This is a genomic window from Pseudomonas sp. 2848, assembly GCF_003253945.1.
Lineage (GTDB): Bacteria > Pseudomonadota > Gammaproteobacteria > Pseudomonadales > Pseudomonadaceae > Aquipseudomonas.
The window spans coordinates 502915-519936 of record NZ_QKZD01000001.1 but is presented as its reverse complement, the minus strand read 5'-3'; the positions used below and the strand labels follow the sequence as shown (position 1 = coordinate 519936).

Here is a 17022-nt window from a genome sequence, read left to right as displayed (position 1 = left end):
GGAGCCAACATGTCCCTCCCTCGCCTGCTCGTCCCCGCCGCCCTGGCCCTGCTCACCGCCTGCGTCCAGCAACCGCAACGCACCGTCGAACTGGACGGCGAAAGCGAATGCCCCAAGCGCCTGCAGGTCGGCCAGACCCTGACCCTCACCTTGCCAAGCAACCCCACCACCGGCTACCGCTGGCTGGTGCAGAACCCGGCTTCGGAGATCCTGCGCAGCCTCGGCCCTGAGGTGTACAGCTCTCCGGAGCAAGCCGGCATCGTCGGCAGCGGCGGCCTCTCCAGCTGGCGCTTCCAGGCCAAGGCCGCTGGTGAGGGCCACCTGATCCTGGTCTACCAGCAGCCCTGGGCCCCGGAAGTACGTCCCGTACAGACCTTCGATTGCGCCATTCGGGTCAACTGAGCGCACGGCGCCGGTCAGCCAGTCATGCAAGCTTGCCGTGGTTTGGCTAGAATGCCGCCCCTGTAGATTGCCAGCCGCCTGGACCCACCGTGAGCAAACAACCCGACCGCCTATTCGCCCAACCCCTGGAGCAGGTGCCCGACTTCGTCTTCAACGAAGACGTGGTGCAGGTGTTCCCGGACATGATCAAGCGCTCGGTGCCCGGTTACCCGACCATCGTCGAGAACCTCGGCGTGCTTGCCGCGCGCTTCGCCCAACCCAACTCCGCGCTGTACGACCTCGGCGCCTCGCTGGGCGCAGTGACCCAGGCGCTGCGTCGCCATGTGCGCGCAGACGGCTGCCGGGTGATCGCGGTGGACAACTCGGCGGCCATGGTCGAGCGCTGCCGACAGTACCTCACAGCCCAGGACTCGATGTTCCAGGAGTTGCTGCCGGCGCAGGTGCTGGAGGCCGATATTCTGGCCCTGCCCTTCGAGCCGGTCTCGGTCGTGGCAATGAACTTCACCCTGCAGTTCGTCGCCCCCGAACAGCGACTGGACCTGCTTGCCCGCATCCGCCAGGCACTTTTGCCGGGCGGCGCGTTGATTCTCTCGGAGAAACTGCGCTTCACCGACGCCCAGGAGCAGGAACTGCTCAACGAACTGCACCTGGACTTCAAGCGTGCCAATGGCTACAGCGAACTGGAAATCGCCCAGAAACGCAGCGCCATCGAGAACGTGATGAAACCCGACACCCTGGAAACCCATGAAGCGCGCCTGCGCGCCGCCGGCTTCTCCAAGGTCGTGCCCTGGTTCCAATGCCTCAACTTTGCCTCGCTGATAGCCCTGCCATGATCGATCTGTCCCCCCTTGTCCGCCGCCTGGCGGGCACACCCCTTGCCACCTGGTCCCAAGGCCTGCAGGCGCAACTCGAGAGCAAGCTGGAAAAAGGCCACGGCGACCTCGATCGCTGGCGCGGCGCCCTCGAGGCACTGCCGCGACTGACCCCAAGCGAAATCGACCTGGTCGACGGCCTGCGCCTGGACTGCGCCTGCGACGATGCCACCCGGGCGCAGATGCGCCAGGCGCTGATGGGCCTGTCGCCCTGGCGCAAGGGCCCGTTCGACCTGTTCGGCGTGCATGTCGATACCGAATGGCGCTCGGACTGGAAATGGTCGCGGGTCGGCCCGCACCTGGATCTCAAGGGCAAACGCGTGCTCGACGTGGGTTGCGGTAACGGCTACTACCAGTGGCGCATGCTCGGTGCCGGCGCCGACATGGTCGTCGGCGTGGACCCCAACTGGTTGTTCTTCTGCCAGTTCCAGGCCGTGCAGCAGTACCTGCCGGACCTGCCGGCGTGGCACCTGCCGTTCGCCCTCGAAGAACTGCCGGCCAACCTCGAAGGTTTCGACACCGTATTCTCCATGGGCGTGTTCTACCACCGCCGCTCGCCCATCGAGCATTTGCTGGCGCTCAAGGATTGCCTGGTCAAGGGTGGCGAGCTGGTACTGGAAACCCTGGTGATCGAGGGCGACGAAAACCAGGTGCTGGTGCCCGAGGACCGCTACGCGCAGATGCGCAACGTATGGTTCCTGCCGTCGGTGCCAGCCCTGGAGCGCTGGCTGCGCCGCGCCGGCTTCAGCGATGTGCGCTGCGTCGATGTCAGCGTCACCAGCGTCGAGGAACAACGCAGCACCGAGTGGATGCGCTACCAGTCGCTTGGCGATTTCCTCGCCCCCAATGACCACGGCAAGACCATTGAAGGCCTGCCGGCGCCACGCCGCGCCACATTGCTGGCGCGTAAATAAAAAAGGCGCCCATTCGGGCGCCCAGGCTCACCTGCGCCGAGGAGCTGTCGCGGCGCAGGCGTGTGGTGCTCAATCCTTGGCCAGCTCGCGGGCCTTCTCTTCGGCCTTGCGCTCACGCTCGGCCACGGCCTGCTGCTTGTCGCCATGCAGACGCGCCTGGTCCTCGCGGAAGGCTTGCCAGAATTGCTTGGAACGCTCCGCGCCACCCTCGGCGAAAACGTTGGTGCTGCCCAGGGCGAGGATCGCCAGCAGCAAGTACTTGGTCAGGTTCATCGTGCTTGCCTCGTGATAACCGTTTCGACAGGGCCATCATGGCAAGGCGCAGCTAACAGCAAGGTGAGGCGGACATTACAGTCCTGAAATCCCCACAGATACGCGTGGCAGCGGGCTTGCCCCGCGATGACGACAAGCCTGTCGCCCATATGACCTGCAGATTACAAATCAGCAATCCTCCTCTTATCGCCATTCGCATCCAGTAACATCCTCGCCGCTTGACCCTGATGTCACTACAGGGTCGAGAATCGCCCCTTTCCACACAGAGCCCGACCATGCGCCTACTGATCATCGAGGACGAACCCCGTACCGCTGACTACCTGCAGCAAGGCCTGCGCGAAAACGGCTATGTGGTCGACTGCGCCTACACCGGCACCGACGGCCTGCACTTGGCCCGCCAGCAGCCCTACGACCTGGTGATCCTCGACGTCAACTTGCCCGGGCTCGATGGCTGGGGCGTACTACAGCGCCTGCGCGCCGAGTCGTCCACGCGGATCATGATGCTCACCGCCCACGGCCGGCTCGCCGATCGGGTCAAGGGGCTGGACCTCGGCGCGGACGACTACCTGCTAAAGCCGTTCGAATTCCCTGAACTGCTGGCGCGTATCCGCAGCCTGCTCCGGCGCAACGACCAGCGCCTGCAGCCGAGCACATTGAAGGTCGCCGACCTCGAGCTCGACCCCGGCCGACACCGCGCCTGGCGTAACGGCCAGCGCATCGATCTGACGGCGAAGGAGTTCGCCTTGCTGCACCTGTTGATGCGCCAGAGCGGCGAAGTGCTGTCACGTACCCAGATCATCTCGCTGGTGTGGGACATGAACTTCGACTGCGACACCAACGTGGTGGAGGTATCGATCCGCCGCCTGCGGGCGAAGATCGACGACCCCTTCGACGACAAGCTGATCCATACCCTGCGCGGCGTCGGCTACGTGCTCGAGGCGCGGGCGTGAAGCGCCCCAGCCTGTCGTTGCGCCTGGGCCTGGGCGTCACCCTGCTGGGCGCGGCGCTGGTGCTGCTGCTGGCGTGCCTGGCGGTATTCGCCCTCGACCATGAACTCGATAGCCGGGCACGCAAGGACCTGACGCGCAAGATGCAGCAGGTCGAGCACAACCTGCGGGTGGACCTGCGCAGTGATGACCTCAGCGCCCGGGCCCACCCCCTGCTCGACCTGGTCATGGGCCATGACAACCTCAGCCTCAGCGTGCTGGCCGTCAATGGCCGTCATCCAGCGCTGCTCAGCCTTGGCCCGGCCATGCAGTCCCAGCACTTGCTGAACCTCGAAGCGGACGAACGGCTGACCTTCCATGCCTGGCGCGACGACGGCGACAATCAGATCCTCACCGCCAGCCGCTTGATGCGCCTGCGCGACGACACCCCGGTAAAAGTGTTGATGTCACTCAACCGCAGCGATGACAACAGCCTGCTGCAAGCCTACCTGCACTCGACCCTGCTGGCCCTGCCGCTGCTGCTGGTGCTGATCGGCATCGCCGCCTGGAAACTGGTGCAGCGCGGCCTGCGCCCGTTGCGGCACTTTCGCCGGATCGCCGGGCAGGTTTCGGCCCAGGACCTGGCACACCGCCTGCCCGACCAAGGTCTGCCCAGTGAGTTGGCCGACCTGGCGCGCGCCATCAACGTCATGCTCGACCGGCTCGACCAGGGCGTGCGCCAACTGTCGCAGTTCTCCGACGACCTGGCCCACGAGCTGCGCACGCCCATCGGCAACCTGATGGGCAAGGCCCAGGTGACCCTGGCCCGCGAGCGTGACGGCGACAAGTACCGCGAAGCGCTCGAAGACAGCGTCGAGGAACTGACCCGCCTCAACCGCATCATCAACGACATGCTGTTCCTCGCCCAGGTCAGCCAGCCGCAGACCCAGGTTGCCCTGACGCCACTGACGTTGGCGGACGAAGTGGCCCGGGTGAGTGAACTGTTCGCCTTCAGTGCCGAGCTCAAGGGCATTTCCCTGCACCTGCAAGGCTGGGGCACGGCTTTGGTGGACCGGTTGATGTTCCAGCGGGCGCTGTCGAACCTGCTGAGCAATGCGATTCGCCATGCCCCAGAGGGCAAGCCGGTCGCCGTGGGTATCGAGCGGCTGGGCAACGAGATTGCCGTGTGGGTACAGAATCAGGGCACGGGAATAGACGAGACGCACCTGCCGCACCTGTTCGAACGCTTTTACCGGGCAGGAGCCGGGCGTTCACGGCTGGAGGGCGGAACCGGGCTGGGGTTGGCGATCGTCAAGTCGATCATGCAATTGCATGGGGGGCGGGTCGAGGTCACGAGCCAGGTCGAAGGGCCGACGCGGTTCACCTTGGTATTCAAGGCCGAGTAAAGCTATCGCGGGGCAAGCCCGCTCCCACAGAAGCTCCAGCAAGCCTGTGGGAGGGACTTACCTCGCGATTGACTCAGCGCGAAGCGGCGACGATCAGCGCTTTCATCTCGGCCACCGCGGCCTTGAAGCCGACGAACAGCGCATGGGCCACCAGCGCATGGCCAATGTTCAGCTCGTTGATGCCCTTGATCGCGGCCACGGCCTCGACGTTGTGGTAATGCAGGCCATGACCGGCATTGACGATCAAGCCTTGACCAACCCCAAACGCCACGCCATCGACGATGCGCTTGAGTTCCTCGGCGACTTCGGTCGGCGTCTCGGCATCGGCGTAACGGCCGGTGTGCAACTCGATGGCCGGGGCGCCGACACGGCGCGAGGCCTCGATCTGCCGCTCGTCGGCATCGATGAACAGCGACACCTCGGCACCGGTGCGCGACAGGCGTTCGATAGCCGCCTTGATCCGCGCCTCCTGGCCAGCGACGTCAAGGCCGCCTTCGGTGGTCAGTTCCTGGCGGGTTTCCGGCACCAGGCAGATATGCGCCGGGCGGATCTTCTCGGCGAAGGCCATCATCTCTTCGGTGACGCCCATCTCGAAGTTCATGCGGGTCTGCAGCACGTCCTTGAGCAGCAGCACGTCGCGCTCCTGAATGTGCCGGCGGTCTTCGCGCAGGTGCACGGTGATGCCGTCGGCACCCGCTTCCTCGGCGTCCAGGGCGGCCTTGACCGGGTCTGGATAGCGGGTGCCCCGGGCCTGGCGCAGGGTCGCCACGTGGTCGATGTTGACGCCGAGAAGCATGCGGTTGCTGTGAGTCACGAAGGGGCACTCCTGAAAGTTGAGGGCCACAGCATACGTCGTGCTCAGCGCTTGCGAAACAGTTCCCGGCTGACCAATGGCTTGGGCCCCAAGTGGACCGCCAGTGCCTGGCGCATCAAGCGCTTGGCGGCAAGCAAGGCGCCAGGCGCCTCCCAGTCGGCCTGGGCCAGGGCCAGCAGTTCGCCGCCCTTGAACAAACCGGGCTGGAACAGTTCGACCCGCTCAAGGCCCGCATCCACCTGCAGGCGATAAAGGCCTTCGGCGACCACAGGGCTGTCGTTGACGTCATGGTCCAGGGTGAAGGCATAACCCAGCTCATCCAGCAGGCGCCATTCGAAGGAGCGCAACAGCGGCTCCAGCGCACGCCCGGCGGCCAGGGCCTGCAAGGTCAGGGTGTAGTGCTCGAACAGCGCCGGATGCGGCGCCTCGGCGGGCAGCAGGCGCATCAGCAGTTCGTTGAGGTACAACCCGCTGAACAGCGCGTCGCCGTGCAACCAGGCGGCAATACCGACGGCATCCAGACGGCCGACGTTCTTCAACTCGCCGCGCCCGCGCAGCTCCACCTCCAGCGGCACGAACGGCCGCACCAGGCTACCGCCCTTGCCCCGCGCCCGGCGCAGCACGGCGCGTACCTTGCCTTGCGGGGTAAGAAAGTCCACCAGCGCACTGGTTTCCTTGTAGGCGCGGCTGTGCAGCACGTAGGCCGGCTGGGGGGTGGGTTGTTCCATCACAGACCACTCGATATCGGACATGACTGTGGGAGCGGCGTTGAGGGGCCCGACTTGCCCCGCGTTCACCATCGCGAGGCAAGTCGGGCCGCCGCATCGCCGCTCCCACAGGAGCAGAGGCAGTGCCGCCGAAGGGTTTACAGGTCGCCGTAACCCAGCGAACGCAGGGCGCGCTCGTCGTCGGACCAGCCGCCCTTCACCTTGACCCACAGGTTGAGCATGACCTTGGAGTCGAACAGTACTTCCATGTCCTTGCGCGCCTCGGAGCCGATGCGCTTGATGCGCTCGCCCTTGTCGCCAATGATGATCTTCTTCTGGCCATCGCGTTCAACCAGGATCAGCGCATGGATGTGCAGCACATGGCCCTGCTGCTTGAACTCCTCGATCTCCACGGTGATCTGGTACGGCAGCTCGGCACCGAGCTGACGCATGATCTTCTCGCGCACCAGCTCGGCGGCCAGGAAGCGGCTGCTGCGGTCGGTGATCTGGTCTTCGGGGAAGAAGTGTTCGTTCTCGGGCAGGTGCTTGGCGATCTGGGCTTCCAGCGCTTCGAGGTTGTGCCCCTGCTGCGCGGAAATCGGCATCACTTCGGCGTTCGGCAGCTGCTCTTGCAGCCATTGCAGATGCGGGATCAGCTCGGCCTTCTCTTCCATGCGGTCGGTTTTGTTGACCGCGATGATCAACGGGCCGGTCACGTACTGCACGCGCTCCAGCACCAACTGGTCCTCGTCGGTCCACTTGGTGCGGTCGACCACGAAGATCACCACGTCGACGTCCTTCAAGGCTGCCGAGGCGTTGCGGTTCATGTAGCGGTTCAGCGCCTTGTCGTTGGCCTTGTGCATGCCGGGGGTGTCGACGTAGATCGCCTGCACGTCACCCTCGGTCTTGATGCCGAGCATGTTATGGCGGGTGGTCTGCGGCTTGCGCGAGGTGATCGCCAGCTTCTGGCCGAGGATGTGGTTGAGCAGCGTGGACTTGCCCACGTTGGGGCGACCGACGATGGCCACATAGCCGCAGCGGGTCGAAGTATTCTCAGTCATTGCCATTCTCCACGCCCAGGGCGATCAATGCGGCGGCGGCGGCGACCTGCTCGGCGATACGCCGGCTCACGCCCTGGCCGCGGCTTTTCTTGTTCAGCAGGACCACTTCACATTCGACGAAGAAGGTCCGGCAGTGCGGTTCGCCCTGGATATCCACCACTTCGTAACGTGGCAACTCGCAGGCACGCGACTGCAGGAACTCCTGCAGGCGCGTCTTGGGGTCCTTGTTGGTGTCGACCAGGGTCAGGCCATCGAACTCGTCGGTCAGCCAGGCGAGGATTCGCTCGCGTGCGGTCTGCATGTCGGCGTCCTGGTAGATCGCCCCGATCAGGGCCTCGAGGGCGTCGGCAAGAATCGACTCGCGACGGAAACCACCGCTCTTCAGCTCGCCCGAGCCCAGGCGCAGGTATTCGCCCAGGTCGAAGCCGCGGGCCAGCCGCGCCAGGGTCTCGCCCTTGACCAGACGGGCGCGAAGACGCGACAACTGGCCTTCACGCGCCTGCGGGAAGCGCTCGAACAGCGCCTCGCCGACCACGAAGTTGAGGATGGCATCGCCCAGGAACTCCAGGCGCTCGTTATTGCGCCCGGCGTAGCTGCGATGGGTCAGGGCCAGCAGCATCTGGTCCTGATTCTTGAAGGTATAGCCGAGCTTGCGCTCCAGGCGTGCAAGGGAACCACTCATGGGGCGACCCCGGCAATGTTCAACGCGTTGTTCAAATCAACATCCTGAAAGACGGTTTGACTGTGGTCAGACGCCGGCACGGCGAAAGCCTCGTTCCCTGAGAACACAGCCTATGTCAGAAATGCAATCGGCGCCGTCCATGGACAGCGCCGTCGTTACTCAATGGATCAGCCCGACCCGCGACAGGTTCGGGAAGTGGCTGAGTTTCGGCTCTGGCCAGCTCATCCAGACCGCAAAGGCCTTGCCGACGATATTCCGGTCCGGAACCATGCCGTGCAGTTCCTTGGGAATGTTCGGATCATCCCAGAAACGGCTGTCGTTGGAGTTGTCGCGGTTGTCACCCATCATGAAGTAGTGACCGGCCGGCACGGTCCACTGCTGGTCCGGCGGCATGCGATAGCGGGTCATTTCCTTGCGGATCAGGTGCTCGGCTTCACCGAGCTTTTCCTTGTACAGCTCGGCGCTGCCCAGGGTGCCCGGCTCGCTGCCGACCAGCTGCTCGGCAATCGCCTGGCCATTGACGAACAGCCGCTTGTCGGCGGTGTAGCGGATCACGTCGCCCGGCAGGCCGACCACACGCTTGATGTAGTTGACGTTGGGGTCGCTCGGGTAGCGGAACACCATCACATCCCCGCGCTGCGGATCACCCACCTCGATGACCTTCTTGTCGATCACCGGCAGGCGAATGCCGTAGGAGAACTTGTTCACCAGGATGAAGTCGCCCACTTCCAGCGTCGGCTTCATCGACCCCGAAGGGATCTGGAACGGCTCGACCAGGAACGAACGCAGCACCAGCACGATGAACAGTACCGGGAAGAACGACTTGCCGTATTCAACCAGCAAGGGTTCCTTGTTCAGGCGTTCGACCACGGCCATTTCAGGCTGGCTGACGCTGCCCTGGTAGTTGGCGATCGCCGCCCGCCGGCGCGGGGCCAGGAACAGCAGGTCGATCAGACCCAACAGACCGCAGACAGCGACGGCGATGACGAGCAACAGCGGGAAATTTAGCGACATAGGACCTAGCTATCCAACCTGAGCACAGCGAGGAAGGCTTCCTGTGGAATCTCCACGTTACCTACCTGCTTCATGCGTTTCTTACCGGCCTTCTGCTTCTCCAGCAGCTTCTTCTTACGGCTGACGTCACCACCGTAGCACTTGGCCAGTACGTTCTTTCTGAGCGCCTTGACGGTTGTCCGCGCAATGATCTGGCCGCCGATAGCTGCCTGGATCGCCACGTCGAACATCTGCCGAGGGATCAGTTCCTTCATCTTTTCGGTCAACGCACGGCCTTTGTAGGCGGCGTTGTCGCGGTGCACGATCAGGGCCAGGGCATCGACCTTGTCGCCGTTGATCAGCACGTCCAGCTTGACCAGGTTGGCCGACTGGTAGCGGTCGAAATGGTAGTCCAGCGACGCGTAGCCGCGACTGGTGGACTTGAGCCGGTCGAAGAAGTCCAGGACCACTTCGTTCATCGGCATGTCGTAGCGCACCTGCACCTGGCTGCCGAGGAACTGCATGTCGCGCTGCACGCCACGCTTCTCGATGCACAGGGTGATGACGTTGCCCAGGTGCTCCTGCGGCACGAGGATGGTCGCGGTGACGATCGGCTCGCGGAAGTCGGTGACGGACGAGACGTCCGGCAGCTTCGATGGGTTGTCGACGACGATGGTCTCGCCAGTCTTGAGCTCGAGCTCATAGATCACGCTTGGCGCGGTGGTGATCAGGTCCAGGTCGTATTCGCGCTCCAGGCGCTCCTGGATGATCTCCATGTGCAGCATGCCGAGGAAGCCGCAACGGAAGCCGAACCCCAGGGCGTCGGAGCTTTCCGGCATGTATTGCAGCGACGAGTCGTTCAGGGTCAGCTTCTGCAGGGCGTCGCGGAAGTCCTCGAAGTCGTCGGAACTGACCGGGAACAGGCCCGCGTAAACCTGCGGCTGGATCTTCTTGAAGCCCGCCAGCATTTCGACTTCCGGGGTGCTGGACAGGGTCAGGGTGTCGCCCACCGGCGCACCATGGATGTCCTTGATGCTGGCGATGATGAAGCCCACTTCACCGGCTTTCAGATCAGCGGTCTGGGTGTGTTTCGGGGTGAACACACCAACGCTGTCGACCAGATGCACCTTGCCGGTGGACTTGACCAGGATCTTGTCGCCTTTCTTGACGCGGCCCTGGCGCACACGCACCAGCGAGACCACGCCCAGGTAGTTGTCGAACCAGGAGTCGATGATCAGCGCCTGCAGCGGGGCGTCGATCTCACCGGTCGGCGCGGGGATGGTATGTACCAGGCGCTCGAGCACCTCGTCGACGCCCATGCCGCTCTTGGCACTGCACGCCACGGCGTCGGTGGCGTCGATGCCGATGATCTTCTCGATCTCGTCCTTGACGCGGTCCGGGTCAGCCTGGGGCAGGTCCATCTTGTTCAGCACGGGCATGACTTCCAGGCCCTGCTCGATGGCGGTATAGCAGTTGGCCACCGATTGCGCCTCGACGCCCTGGCCGGCATCGACCACCAGCAGCGCGCCCTCGCACGCCGCCAGCGAGCGCGAGACTTCATAGGTGAAGTCAACGTGGCCGGGGGTGTCGATGAAGTTCAGCTGGTAGGTTTTACCATCCTGCGCCTTGTAGTGCAGCGTGACGCTGTGGGCCTTGATGGTGATACCGCGTTCGCGCTCCAAGTCCATGGAATCGAGGACCTGGGCTTCCATTTCGCGCGCCGACAGGCCACCGCACATCTGGATGAAACGGTCGGCCAGCGTCGACTTGCCATGGTCGATGTGGGCGATGATGGAGAAATTGCGGATATGACTCAAATCACTCACAGGTCAACACTCGAAAAGGCTGCGAGCCGGACGCCCGCCGAAAAATAGCCGGGAATTGTACCTCAAGCCGCAGGGATATGGGAGAACCCTTGTCACCTGCCTATCGGTTAGCGTGGGAGCGGGCTTACCCCGCGATGGCGTCCGATCAGTTGAAATTGTTGCCTGATCTGACAATATCGCGGGGCAAGCCCGCTCCCACGCAGGACCTTTACTCCTGCTTGCTCAAGAAAAAGGGCAGCCGAGGCTGCCCTTTCCTACCTTGCAATCCGCTTATTCAGCCAGCTTGAAGGTGATGAAGCTGGCACGCCCCTGGCGCAGCACGCGCATGGACACCGAACGGTTCTTCGGCAGTTCCTTGGCGATCTCGGTGAACTGCTTGGCCGAGGCAATGGCCTGGTTGTTCAGGTGGCTGATCACATCGCCCGGACGCAGGCCGATCATGGCCGCCGGGCCATCCTGGACTTCCTTGATGACCACCCCACCCTTGAGTTCAAGCGATTTTTTCTGCTCGGCACTGAGGTCGGCGACAGATACGCCCAGACGGTTGCTGCTGCGCTCGGCGCTGCCATCGGCACCCGCACCCATGCCGATGTCGGCGTCATCCTCGGGCAATGCGCCGATGGTCACATCCAGGTTCTGGCGCTTGCCATTGCGGATGATCTCAAGCTTGGCTTTCTCGCCATCCTTCAGGCTGCCCACCAGGTGCGGCAGGTCGGCGGACATGACGATCGGCTGGCCATTCATGCTCAGGATCACGTCGCCCACCTGCAGGCCGCCCTTGGCTGCCGGGCCGTTTTCCAGGACCTGGGCCACCAGGGCACCGGCCGGCTTGTCCAGGCCGAACGACTCGGCCAGGTCCTTGTTGACCTCCTGGATCACCACGCCCAGCCAGCCGCGGCTGACCTTGCCGTCTTTCTTCAGCTGGTTCGATACATCGATCGCCACGTCGATCGGGATGGCGAACGACAGGCCCATGAAGCCGCCGGAACGGGTGAAGATCTGCGAGTTGATGCCCACCACCTCGCCTTTCATGTTGAACAGCGGCCCACCGGAGTTGCCCGGGTTGATCGCCACGTCGGTCTGGATGAACGGCACATAGGTGTCGTTGGGCAGCGTGCGGCCCTTGGCGCTGACGATACCCTTGGTCACCGAGTGGTCGAAGCCGAACGGCGAACCGATGGCCAGCACCCATTCACCGACCTTGAGCTTTTCCGAATCGCCCAGTTTGACGGTCGGCAGGTTCTTGCCGTCGACCTTGAGCAACGCCACGTCGGTGCGTGGGTCGGTACCCACGAGCTTGGCCTGCAGCTCGCTGCGGTCGGACAGGCGGACGATGATCTCGTCAGCGTCGGCCACCACATGGTTGTTGGTCAGCACGTAGCCGTCACTGGAAATGATGAAGCCCGACCCCAGCGACTGCGCCTCACGCTGGCGATCACCGCGCGGCGAACGCGGCTGCTGCGGCATGTTGCGCTCGAAGAACTCGCGGAACATCGGCGGCAGGCCTTCGAGGTCGGGCATCTGCCCGGCGGCGACACGGCGGTCTGGCAGCTTCTGCTTGGTACTGATGTTGACCACCGCCGGCGAGGCCTGCTCGACCAGGGTGGTGAAGTCCGGCAGGGACTCCTCGGCCTGGGCACTGAGCACCTGGCCGAGCATCAGCACGGCAGCGAACATCGATAGGTAGGTTTTCAAGCGTGGTATTGACATACGGCTCCCGTCACAACGAGCGTAGTTAGCAGTAAGGTTCCCGCAGACGCAGGAAAGGCCAGACTCCGAGAAGCCTGACCTATAGAAAATTTGCGGCAGGATTGCAAATGACAATGCCTTAATTTCATGTCAGCTCTGTGTAACAAGAGCTGTCAGGGCACTGCTCAGTCATTGACGCGCCTGGGCATCCTGGGCCCGCATCGACAAGGCGACACGCTCGGCAGTGCCCAGCGGAATCTCGCCGACCACCGTGACCATCACCTTGCCCTTGGGCGTGGTCAGACGCCGCGATACTGCGACAGTAGGGCCGAGCTGGGCACGGGTATCGATACCGGGCTCGTTGCCGATCGGCTCGAGGAACACCGAAAAACGGGCCAGGCCATCGTCATACATCAGGCTGCTGACGGTACTCTTGCGCTCGGGGTCGCGCCGCACCGAGCTGTTGACCAGCTCGAAACCCGGCGGCAACCAGTCAGAACGCCACCCGGCAGCACTTTCGGAGGTGCCGGAGGCGACCTGTTCGACCGGCCTGCAGGAAGCACCGGCGCTGAGGTCGGCGTCGGTCGGCCCGTCGTCGGTGTCCAGGCGGGTCATCTGGAAGCGCTCGAGCAACTGGCCCTTGTCGTTGAGCATCAACGAGCGTAGAGGCAGGCCGGTACGCCGATCCAGGTGCAATTCGAAGGCATAGCGATGCTGGTCACGCGGGGTGAGCGAGACAATCACCGCGTCGCGCCCAGCGACGCGTGACTGGCCTGCCACGCTCAGGTCGTACCAGCTCATCAGTTTCAGGGGATCGAGCACCCGCGCGGCATTGTCCGGCGCGGCGGTCACGCTGCTGACCAGGTTGCCACTGACGCACTGCACCTTGCCGTCGACCCGCACGATTTCCTGGGCCGAGCCGTCGAGCTGCAGCAGACGCTCGCTGACCTTGCCGTTCTGGACACGATGCCAGATATCGTGGGATGAGAAGCTGCCGTTGCGTTCGTAGACGAAGGAACCCTGGTAACTCTGCTGCTGCTCGGCCCTTGCCAGCTTGTTGAGCCACTCGCTCGCCTCGGGCGAAGAGTTGGCGGCCAGGGCCTGTACCGTCAGGCTGCTGCCAAGCAGCAGCGACAGGAGAGGTAGCGCGCGCATGATCCTCCTTACTTAGCGGTTTTCCAGGCTAGCGGCGCGAGCGTAAGGCAGCGCGGTTTCGTTGCCCTTCAGCGCGGACTCCTGGGCGTGCTGGCGCAGGTAGCCTGGCAGGCGTTGATCCCAACCGGCCTGGTTCTGCAGCACACCGTTGGCCATCGGCCCGGTTGGTTGCTCGTTGCCTTCACTATAGCCTGCCAATACGGCCGGGCCTTGCACCTGCGGCATGCTCAGGCCCTGCTGGGCTGGCTGCTGGGCGGCCAGCTGGGCGCCAGTGATCTCGTCCTGGTTGTACAAACGCACACCCGCCAGTACGGCAACGGTTACCGAAGCGGCCACGGCCAGGCGGCCGATGGTGCGCCACGGGCCCTGCTTGACCTTGGCCGGCACGGCCTCGTCGGCCAGCGCCGCGGAAACCGCCGAGGCGATGTCCAGCTTGGGCAGCAGCAGCTCCTTGTGCATGGCTGCACGGGCAACCTGGTAACGCGACCAGGTGGCACGGGTTTCGGCATCGTCGACGGCGTTCAGCACGCGACGCAGTTCCAGTTCGTCCGCTTCGTTATCCATCACCGCGGACAGCGATTCCTGCAAAGCTTCACGACTCATGGCGGTTCCTCTCTTGGCTGTCGCCGCTGTCTCAGGTTTCCTGCAACAAAGGTTGCAGGGCTTTGTCTATGGCCTCCCGAGCGCGGAAGATTCGAGAGCGCACGGTACCCACCGGACATTGCATGACACTGGCAATGTCTTCGTAACTCAGTCCGTCGAATTCGCGCAGGGTCAGTGCCGTGCGCAAGTCTTCGGGCAATTGCTGGATGGTTCGATGGACGGTGCCTTCGATTTCATCCCGCAACAACGCGCGCTCTGGGGACTCGAGATCCTTGAGACCATGATCGCCGTCATAAAACTCCGCATCCTCGGAGCTCACATCGCTGTCTGGTGGCCGTCTTCCACGGGATACCAGGTAGTTCTTCGCCGTGTTGATGGCGATGCGGTACAGCCAGGTGTAGAACGCACTGTCACCGCGAAAATTCCCAAGCGCACGGTATGCCTTGATGAAGGCTTCCTGCGCCACGTCCTGCGCTTCATGGGTGTCGTGTACGAAACGCACGATCAACCCGAGAATCTTGTGCTGATACTTCAGCACCAACAGATCGAACGCTCGCCTGTCGCCACGCTGCACGCGCTCGACAAGCTGCTGATCCTCTTCCTGGGTTAGCATGAACACTCCTCAGTGATCTCGAAGGAGCGTTGCAACAGCCATCGTTCAGGCTTGCAACCATAGACTCGGGCTTTTCGCAAAAGTTCTCCCCTCCAAGCAAGTTTCCTGCGGCCCTTGGTCGGCTCGCACGGAAGACGCAACGCGGTCACGGCCGGCTGCGCCGATAATCAGTTTTTCGTTACGCAGGTGCCAGCCCAGAATAGAGCCGGCGCCTTGCGTCGCCGCAGCAACCTGTGGCGTACGGGCAGCCTGTATAGGATTTCCAGGGGTATCGGAAAGTTCCCACAAAGATCGCCACCCACCCGCAAGTGCCATTGGAAATCAGGCGCCCGGGGCTGCTATAAAGGCACCCCGACCCGGTTTCACGATAGTTTCACAATGCCATCGGCGCCCGACTATTGTGCCGTGCCCCCTCCAAAGATTACTAGTGTCCCGACATGAGCCAACAATTCCAACATGATGTCCTGGTGATCGGTAGCGGTGCCGCCGGTCTCAGCCTGGCACTGAACCTTCCCGGCAACCTGCGCATTGCCGTGCTGAGCAAGGGCGACCTGGCCAACGGTTCTACCTTCTGGGCCCAGGGCGGTGTCGCCGCGGTGCTCGATGACACAGATACCGTGCAGTCGCATGTCGAAGACACGCTCAACGCCGGTGGCGGCCTGTGCCATGAAGATGCCGTGCGCTTCACCGTCGAGCACAGCCGCGAGGCCATCCAGTGGCTGATCGAGCAAGGCGTGCCGTTTACCCGCGACGAACACTACAGCGTCGACGATGGTGGTTTCGAGTTCCACCTGACCCGCGAAGGGGGCCATAGCCACCGGCGCATCATCCATGCCGCCGACGCAACCGGTGCCGCTATCTTCACCACGTTGCTGGAGCAGGCGCGCAAGCGGCCGAACATCCAGTTGCTGGAACAGCGCGTGGCCGTCGACCTGATCACCGAGCGGCGCCTGGGCCTGGACGGAGATCGCTGCCTTGGCGCCTACGTCCTGGACCGCAACACCGGCGAGGTGGACACCTTCGGTGCCCGTTTCACCGTGCTGGCCACCGGCGGCGCGGCCAAGGTCTACCTCTATACCAGTAATCCCGACGGTGCTTGCGGCGACGGCATCGCCATGGCTTGGCGCGCCGGCTGCCGGGTGGCCAACCTGGAGTTCAACCAGTTCCACCCAACCTGCCTGTACCATCCGCAGGCCAAGAGCTTCCTGATCACCGAGGCCCTGCGCGGCGAGGGCGCCCTGCTGCGCCTGCCCAACGGCGAGCGTTTCATGCCGCGCTTCGACCCACGTGAAGAGCTGGCGCCACGGGATATCGTCGCCCGCGCCATCGACCACGAGATGAAGCGCCTGGGGGTGGACTGCGTCTATCTGGATATCAGCCACAAGCCGGCCGACTTCATCAAGAGCCATTTCCCGACGGTCTACGAACGCTGCCTGACCTTCGGTATCGACATCACCCGCCAGCCTATCCCGGTGGTGCCTGCGGCCCATTACACCTGTGGCGGGGTAATGATCGACGAGCATGGCCACAGCGACGTGCCCGGCCTGTACGCCATCGGCGAAACCAGCTTCACCGGCCTGCATGGCGCCAACCGCATGGCCAGCAACTCGCTGCTCGAATGCTTCGTCTACGGCCGCGCCGCCGCCGCCGACATCGAGGCGCGCCTGGACCAGGTCGCCATGCCCCGCGCCCTGCCCTGCTGGGATGCCAGCCAGGTCACCGATTCGGACGAGGACGTGATCATCGCGCACAACTGGGACGAACTGCGGCGCTTCATGTGGGACTATGTGGGCATCGTGCGCACCAGCAAGCGCCTGCAACGGGCCGAGCACAGGGTGCGCATGCTGCTGGACGAAATCGACGAGTTCTACAGCAACTACAAGGTCAGCCGTGACCTGATAGAGCTGCGCAACCTGGCGCAGGTGGCCGAGCTGATGATCCGTTCGGCCATGCAGCGCAAGGAAAGCCGGGGCCTGCATTACACCTTGGATTATCCAGGGATGCTGCCTGAGGCCAGGGACACGATCCTGGTGCCACCGAACCACGAGTAAGACATGGACAGGCGTGGGAGCGCCGATGCGGCGAT

At 63.7% G+C, this 17022-nt stretch carries 17 protein-coding genes; 6 read left to right on the top strand and 11 right to left on the bottom strand.

Going from position 1 to position 17022, the window contains the following annotated elements; translation table 11 throughout:
• Nucleotides 1-9: 9 nt before the first annotated feature.
• From DFS21_RS02400 to cmoB, 3 genes are all read left to right on the top strand, one after another.
• Nucleotides 10-402, top strand: a complete 393-nt coding sequence (locus DFS21_RS02400) for a protease inhibitor I42 family protein (protein ID WP_110697776.1) — start codon at nucleotides 10-12, stop codon at nucleotides 400-402.
• Between the two features lie 89 nt (nucleotides 403-491).
• Nucleotides 492-1235 carry a carboxy-S-adenosyl-L-methionine synthase CmoA gene (gene cmoA, locus DFS21_RS02395; RefSeq protein WP_111531752.1) on the top strand — a complete coding sequence of 248 codons (744 nt, stop codon included), beginning with the start codon at nucleotides 492-494 and terminating at the stop codon, nucleotides 1233-1235.
• Nucleotides 1232-2188, top strand: a complete 957-nt coding sequence (gene cmoB, locus DFS21_RS02390; protein ID WP_111531751.1) for a tRNA 5-methoxyuridine(34)/uridine 5-oxyacetic acid(34) synthase CmoB — start codon at nucleotides 1232-1234, stop codon at nucleotides 2186-2188. The genes cmoA and cmoB overlap by 4 nt, the downstream gene beginning before the upstream one ends.
• 69 nt (nucleotides 2189-2257) lie before the next feature.
• Here the strand turns inward: cmoB and DFS21_RS02385 are convergent, their stop codons facing one another.
• Nucleotides 2258-2461: a hypothetical protein gene (locus DFS21_RS02385; protein WP_102681617.1), complete on the bottom strand. Its 204-nt coding sequence runs from the start codon at nucleotides 2459-2461 to the stop codon at nucleotides 2258-2260.
• 275 nt (nucleotides 2462-2736) lie between these two features.
• On the opposite strand from DFS21_RS02385, the gene DFS21_RS02380 reads away from it, so the two are divergent.
• Together DFS21_RS02380 and DFS21_RS02375 are read left to right on the top strand one after the other, a co-directional pair.
• Nucleotides 2737-3411: a heavy metal response regulator transcription factor gene (locus DFS21_RS02380; protein ID WP_102681616.1), complete on the top strand. Its 675-nt coding sequence runs from the start codon at nucleotides 2737-2739 to the stop codon at nucleotides 3409-3411.
• Nucleotides 3408-4793: a heavy metal sensor histidine kinase gene (locus DFS21_RS02375; protein WP_110697770.1), complete on the top strand. Its 1386-nt coding sequence runs from the start codon at nucleotides 3408-3410 to the stop codon at nucleotides 4791-4793. The genes DFS21_RS02380 and DFS21_RS02375 overlap by 4 nt, the downstream gene beginning before the upstream one ends.
• Nucleotides 4794-4866: 73 nt before the next feature.
• Here DFS21_RS02375 and pdxJ read toward each other — a convergent pair whose 3' ends face one another.
• The 10 genes from pdxJ to rpoE form a co-directional block, all read right to left on the bottom strand.
• The gene (gene pdxJ, locus DFS21_RS02370) at nucleotides 4867-5589 is read right to left on the bottom strand and encodes a pyridoxine 5'-phosphate synthase (protein ID WP_371926760.1); all 723 of its coding nucleotides are present in this window, start codon (nucleotides 5587-5589) and stop codon (nucleotides 4867-4869) included.
• Nucleotides 5590-5651: 62 nt separating this feature from the next.
• Nucleotides 5652-6335 carry a DNA repair protein RecO gene (recO, locus tag DFS21_RS02365; protein ID WP_110697766.1) on the bottom strand — a complete coding sequence of 228 codons (684 nt, stop codon included), beginning with the start codon at nucleotides 6333-6335 and terminating at the stop codon, nucleotides 5652-5654.
• A gap of 137 nt (nucleotides 6336-6472) precedes the next feature.
• Nucleotides 6473-7375, bottom strand: coding sequence for a GTPase Era (gene era, locus DFS21_RS02360; RefSeq protein ID WP_028690122.1), 903 nt, complete (start codon nucleotides 7373-7375; stop codon nucleotides 6473-6475).
• The gene (gene rnc, locus DFS21_RS02355) at nucleotides 7368-8057 is read right to left on the bottom strand and encodes a ribonuclease III (RefSeq protein WP_023630413.1); all 690 of its coding nucleotides are present in this window, start codon (nucleotides 8055-8057) and stop codon (nucleotides 7368-7370) included. Before rnc ends, era begins: the two co-directional genes overlap by 8 nt.
• Nucleotides 8058-8216: 159 nt before the next feature.
• Nucleotides 8217-9071 carry a signal peptidase I gene (gene lepB / locus DFS21_RS02350; RefSeq protein ID WP_046856839.1) on the bottom strand — a complete coding sequence of 285 codons (855 nt, stop codon included), beginning with the start codon at nucleotides 9069-9071 and terminating at the stop codon, nucleotides 8217-8219.
• A gap of 5 nt (nucleotides 9072-9076) precedes the next feature.
• A complete protein-coding gene (lepA, locus tag DFS21_RS02345; protein WP_038705563.1) occupies nucleotides 9077-10876 on the bottom strand; it encodes a translation elongation factor 4 in 1800 nt (599 codons plus the stop codon).
• Nucleotides 10877-11146: 270 nt separating this feature from the next.
• Nucleotides 11147-12553, bottom strand: coding sequence for a DegQ family serine endoprotease (locus DFS21_RS02340; RefSeq protein ID WP_371918089.1), 1407 nt, complete (start codon nucleotides 12551-12553; stop codon nucleotides 11147-11149).
• 201 nt (nucleotides 12554-12754) lie between these two features.
• Nucleotides 12755-13720 carry a MucB/RseB C-terminal domain-containing protein gene (locus tag DFS21_RS02335; RefSeq protein WP_110697760.1) on the bottom strand — a complete coding sequence of 322 codons (966 nt, stop codon included), beginning with the start codon at nucleotides 13718-13720 and terminating at the stop codon, nucleotides 12755-12757.
• Between the two features lie 12 nt (nucleotides 13721-13732).
• Nucleotides 13733-14323, bottom strand: a complete 591-nt coding sequence (locus DFS21_RS02330) for a sigma-E factor negative regulatory protein (protein ID WP_110697758.1) — start codon at nucleotides 14321-14323, stop codon at nucleotides 13733-13735.
• 31 nt (nucleotides 14324-14354) lie between these two features.
• Complete coding sequence (gene rpoE, locus DFS21_RS02325; protein WP_010220971.1) at nucleotides 14355-14936, bottom strand: RNA polymerase sigma factor RpoE; 582 nt, start codon at nucleotides 14934-14936, stop codon at nucleotides 14355-14357.
• Nucleotides 14937-15373: 437 nt separating this feature from the next.
• Between rpoE and nadB the strand changes: the two genes are divergently transcribed.
• Nucleotides 15374-16987, top strand: coding sequence for an L-aspartate oxidase (nadB, locus tag DFS21_RS02320; RefSeq protein WP_110697756.1), 1614 nt, complete (start codon nucleotides 15374-15376; stop codon nucleotides 16985-16987).
• Nucleotides 16988-17022: the final 35 nt, after the last annotated feature.

What these genes read in the sequence shown, in the direction of transcription:
- DFS21_RS02340 (WP_371918089.1), bottom strand. Translation starts at nt 12,553, where the DNA reads ATGTTCGCTGCCGTGCTGATGCTCGGCCAGGTGCTCAGTGCCCAGGCC.
- pdxJ (WP_371926760.1), bottom strand. Translation starts at nt 5,589, where the DNA reads ATGCTTCTCGGCGTCAACATCGACCACGTGGCGACCCTGCGCCAGGCC.
- recO (WP_110697766.1), bottom strand. Translation starts at nt 6,335, where the DNA reads ATGGAACAACCCACCCCCCAGCCGGCCTACGTGCTGCACAGCCGCGCC.
- DFS21_RS02400 (WP_110697776.1), top strand. Translation starts at nt 10, where the DNA reads ATGTCCCTCCCTCGCCTGCTCGTCCCCGCCGCCCTGGCCCTGCTCACC.
- DFS21_RS02335 (WP_110697760.1), bottom strand. Translation starts at nt 13,720, where the DNA reads ATGCGCGCGCTACCTCTCCTGTCGCTGCTGCTTGGCAGCAGCCTGACG.
- lepB (WP_046856839.1), bottom strand. Translation starts at nt 9,071, where the DNA reads ATGTCGCTAAATTTCCCGCTGTTGCTCGTCATCGCCGTCGCTGTCTGC.
- rpoE (WP_010220971.1), bottom strand. Translation starts at nt 14,936, where the DNA reads ATGCTAACCCAGGAAGAGGATCAGCAGCTTGTCGAGCGCGTGCAGCGT.
- rnc (WP_023630413.1), bottom strand. Translation starts at nt 8,057, where the DNA reads ATGAGTGGTTCCCTTGCACGCCTGGAGCGCAAGCTCGGCTATACCTTC.
- DFS21_RS02385 (WP_102681617.1), bottom strand. Translation starts at nt 2,461, where the DNA reads ATGAACCTGACCAAGTACTTGCTGCTGGCGATCCTCGCCCTGGGCAGC.
- DFS21_RS02330 (WP_110697758.1), bottom strand. Translation starts at nt 14,323, where the DNA reads ATGAGTCGTGAAGCTTTGCAGGAATCGCTGTCCGCGGTGATGGATAAC.
- DFS21_RS02380 (WP_102681616.1), top strand. Translation starts at nt 2,737, where the DNA reads ATGCGCCTACTGATCATCGAGGACGAACCCCGTACCGCTGACTACCTG.
- cmoB (WP_111531751.1), top strand. Translation starts at nt 1,232, where the DNA reads ATGATCGATCTGTCCCCCCTTGTCCGCCGCCTGGCGGGCACACCCCTT.
- nadB (WP_110697756.1), top strand. Translation starts at nt 15,374, where the DNA reads ATGAGCCAACAATTCCAACATGATGTCCTGGTGATCGGTAGCGGTGCC.
- era (WP_028690122.1), bottom strand. Translation starts at nt 7,375, where the DNA reads ATGACTGAGAATACTTCGACCCGCTGCGGCTATGTGGCCATCGTCGGT.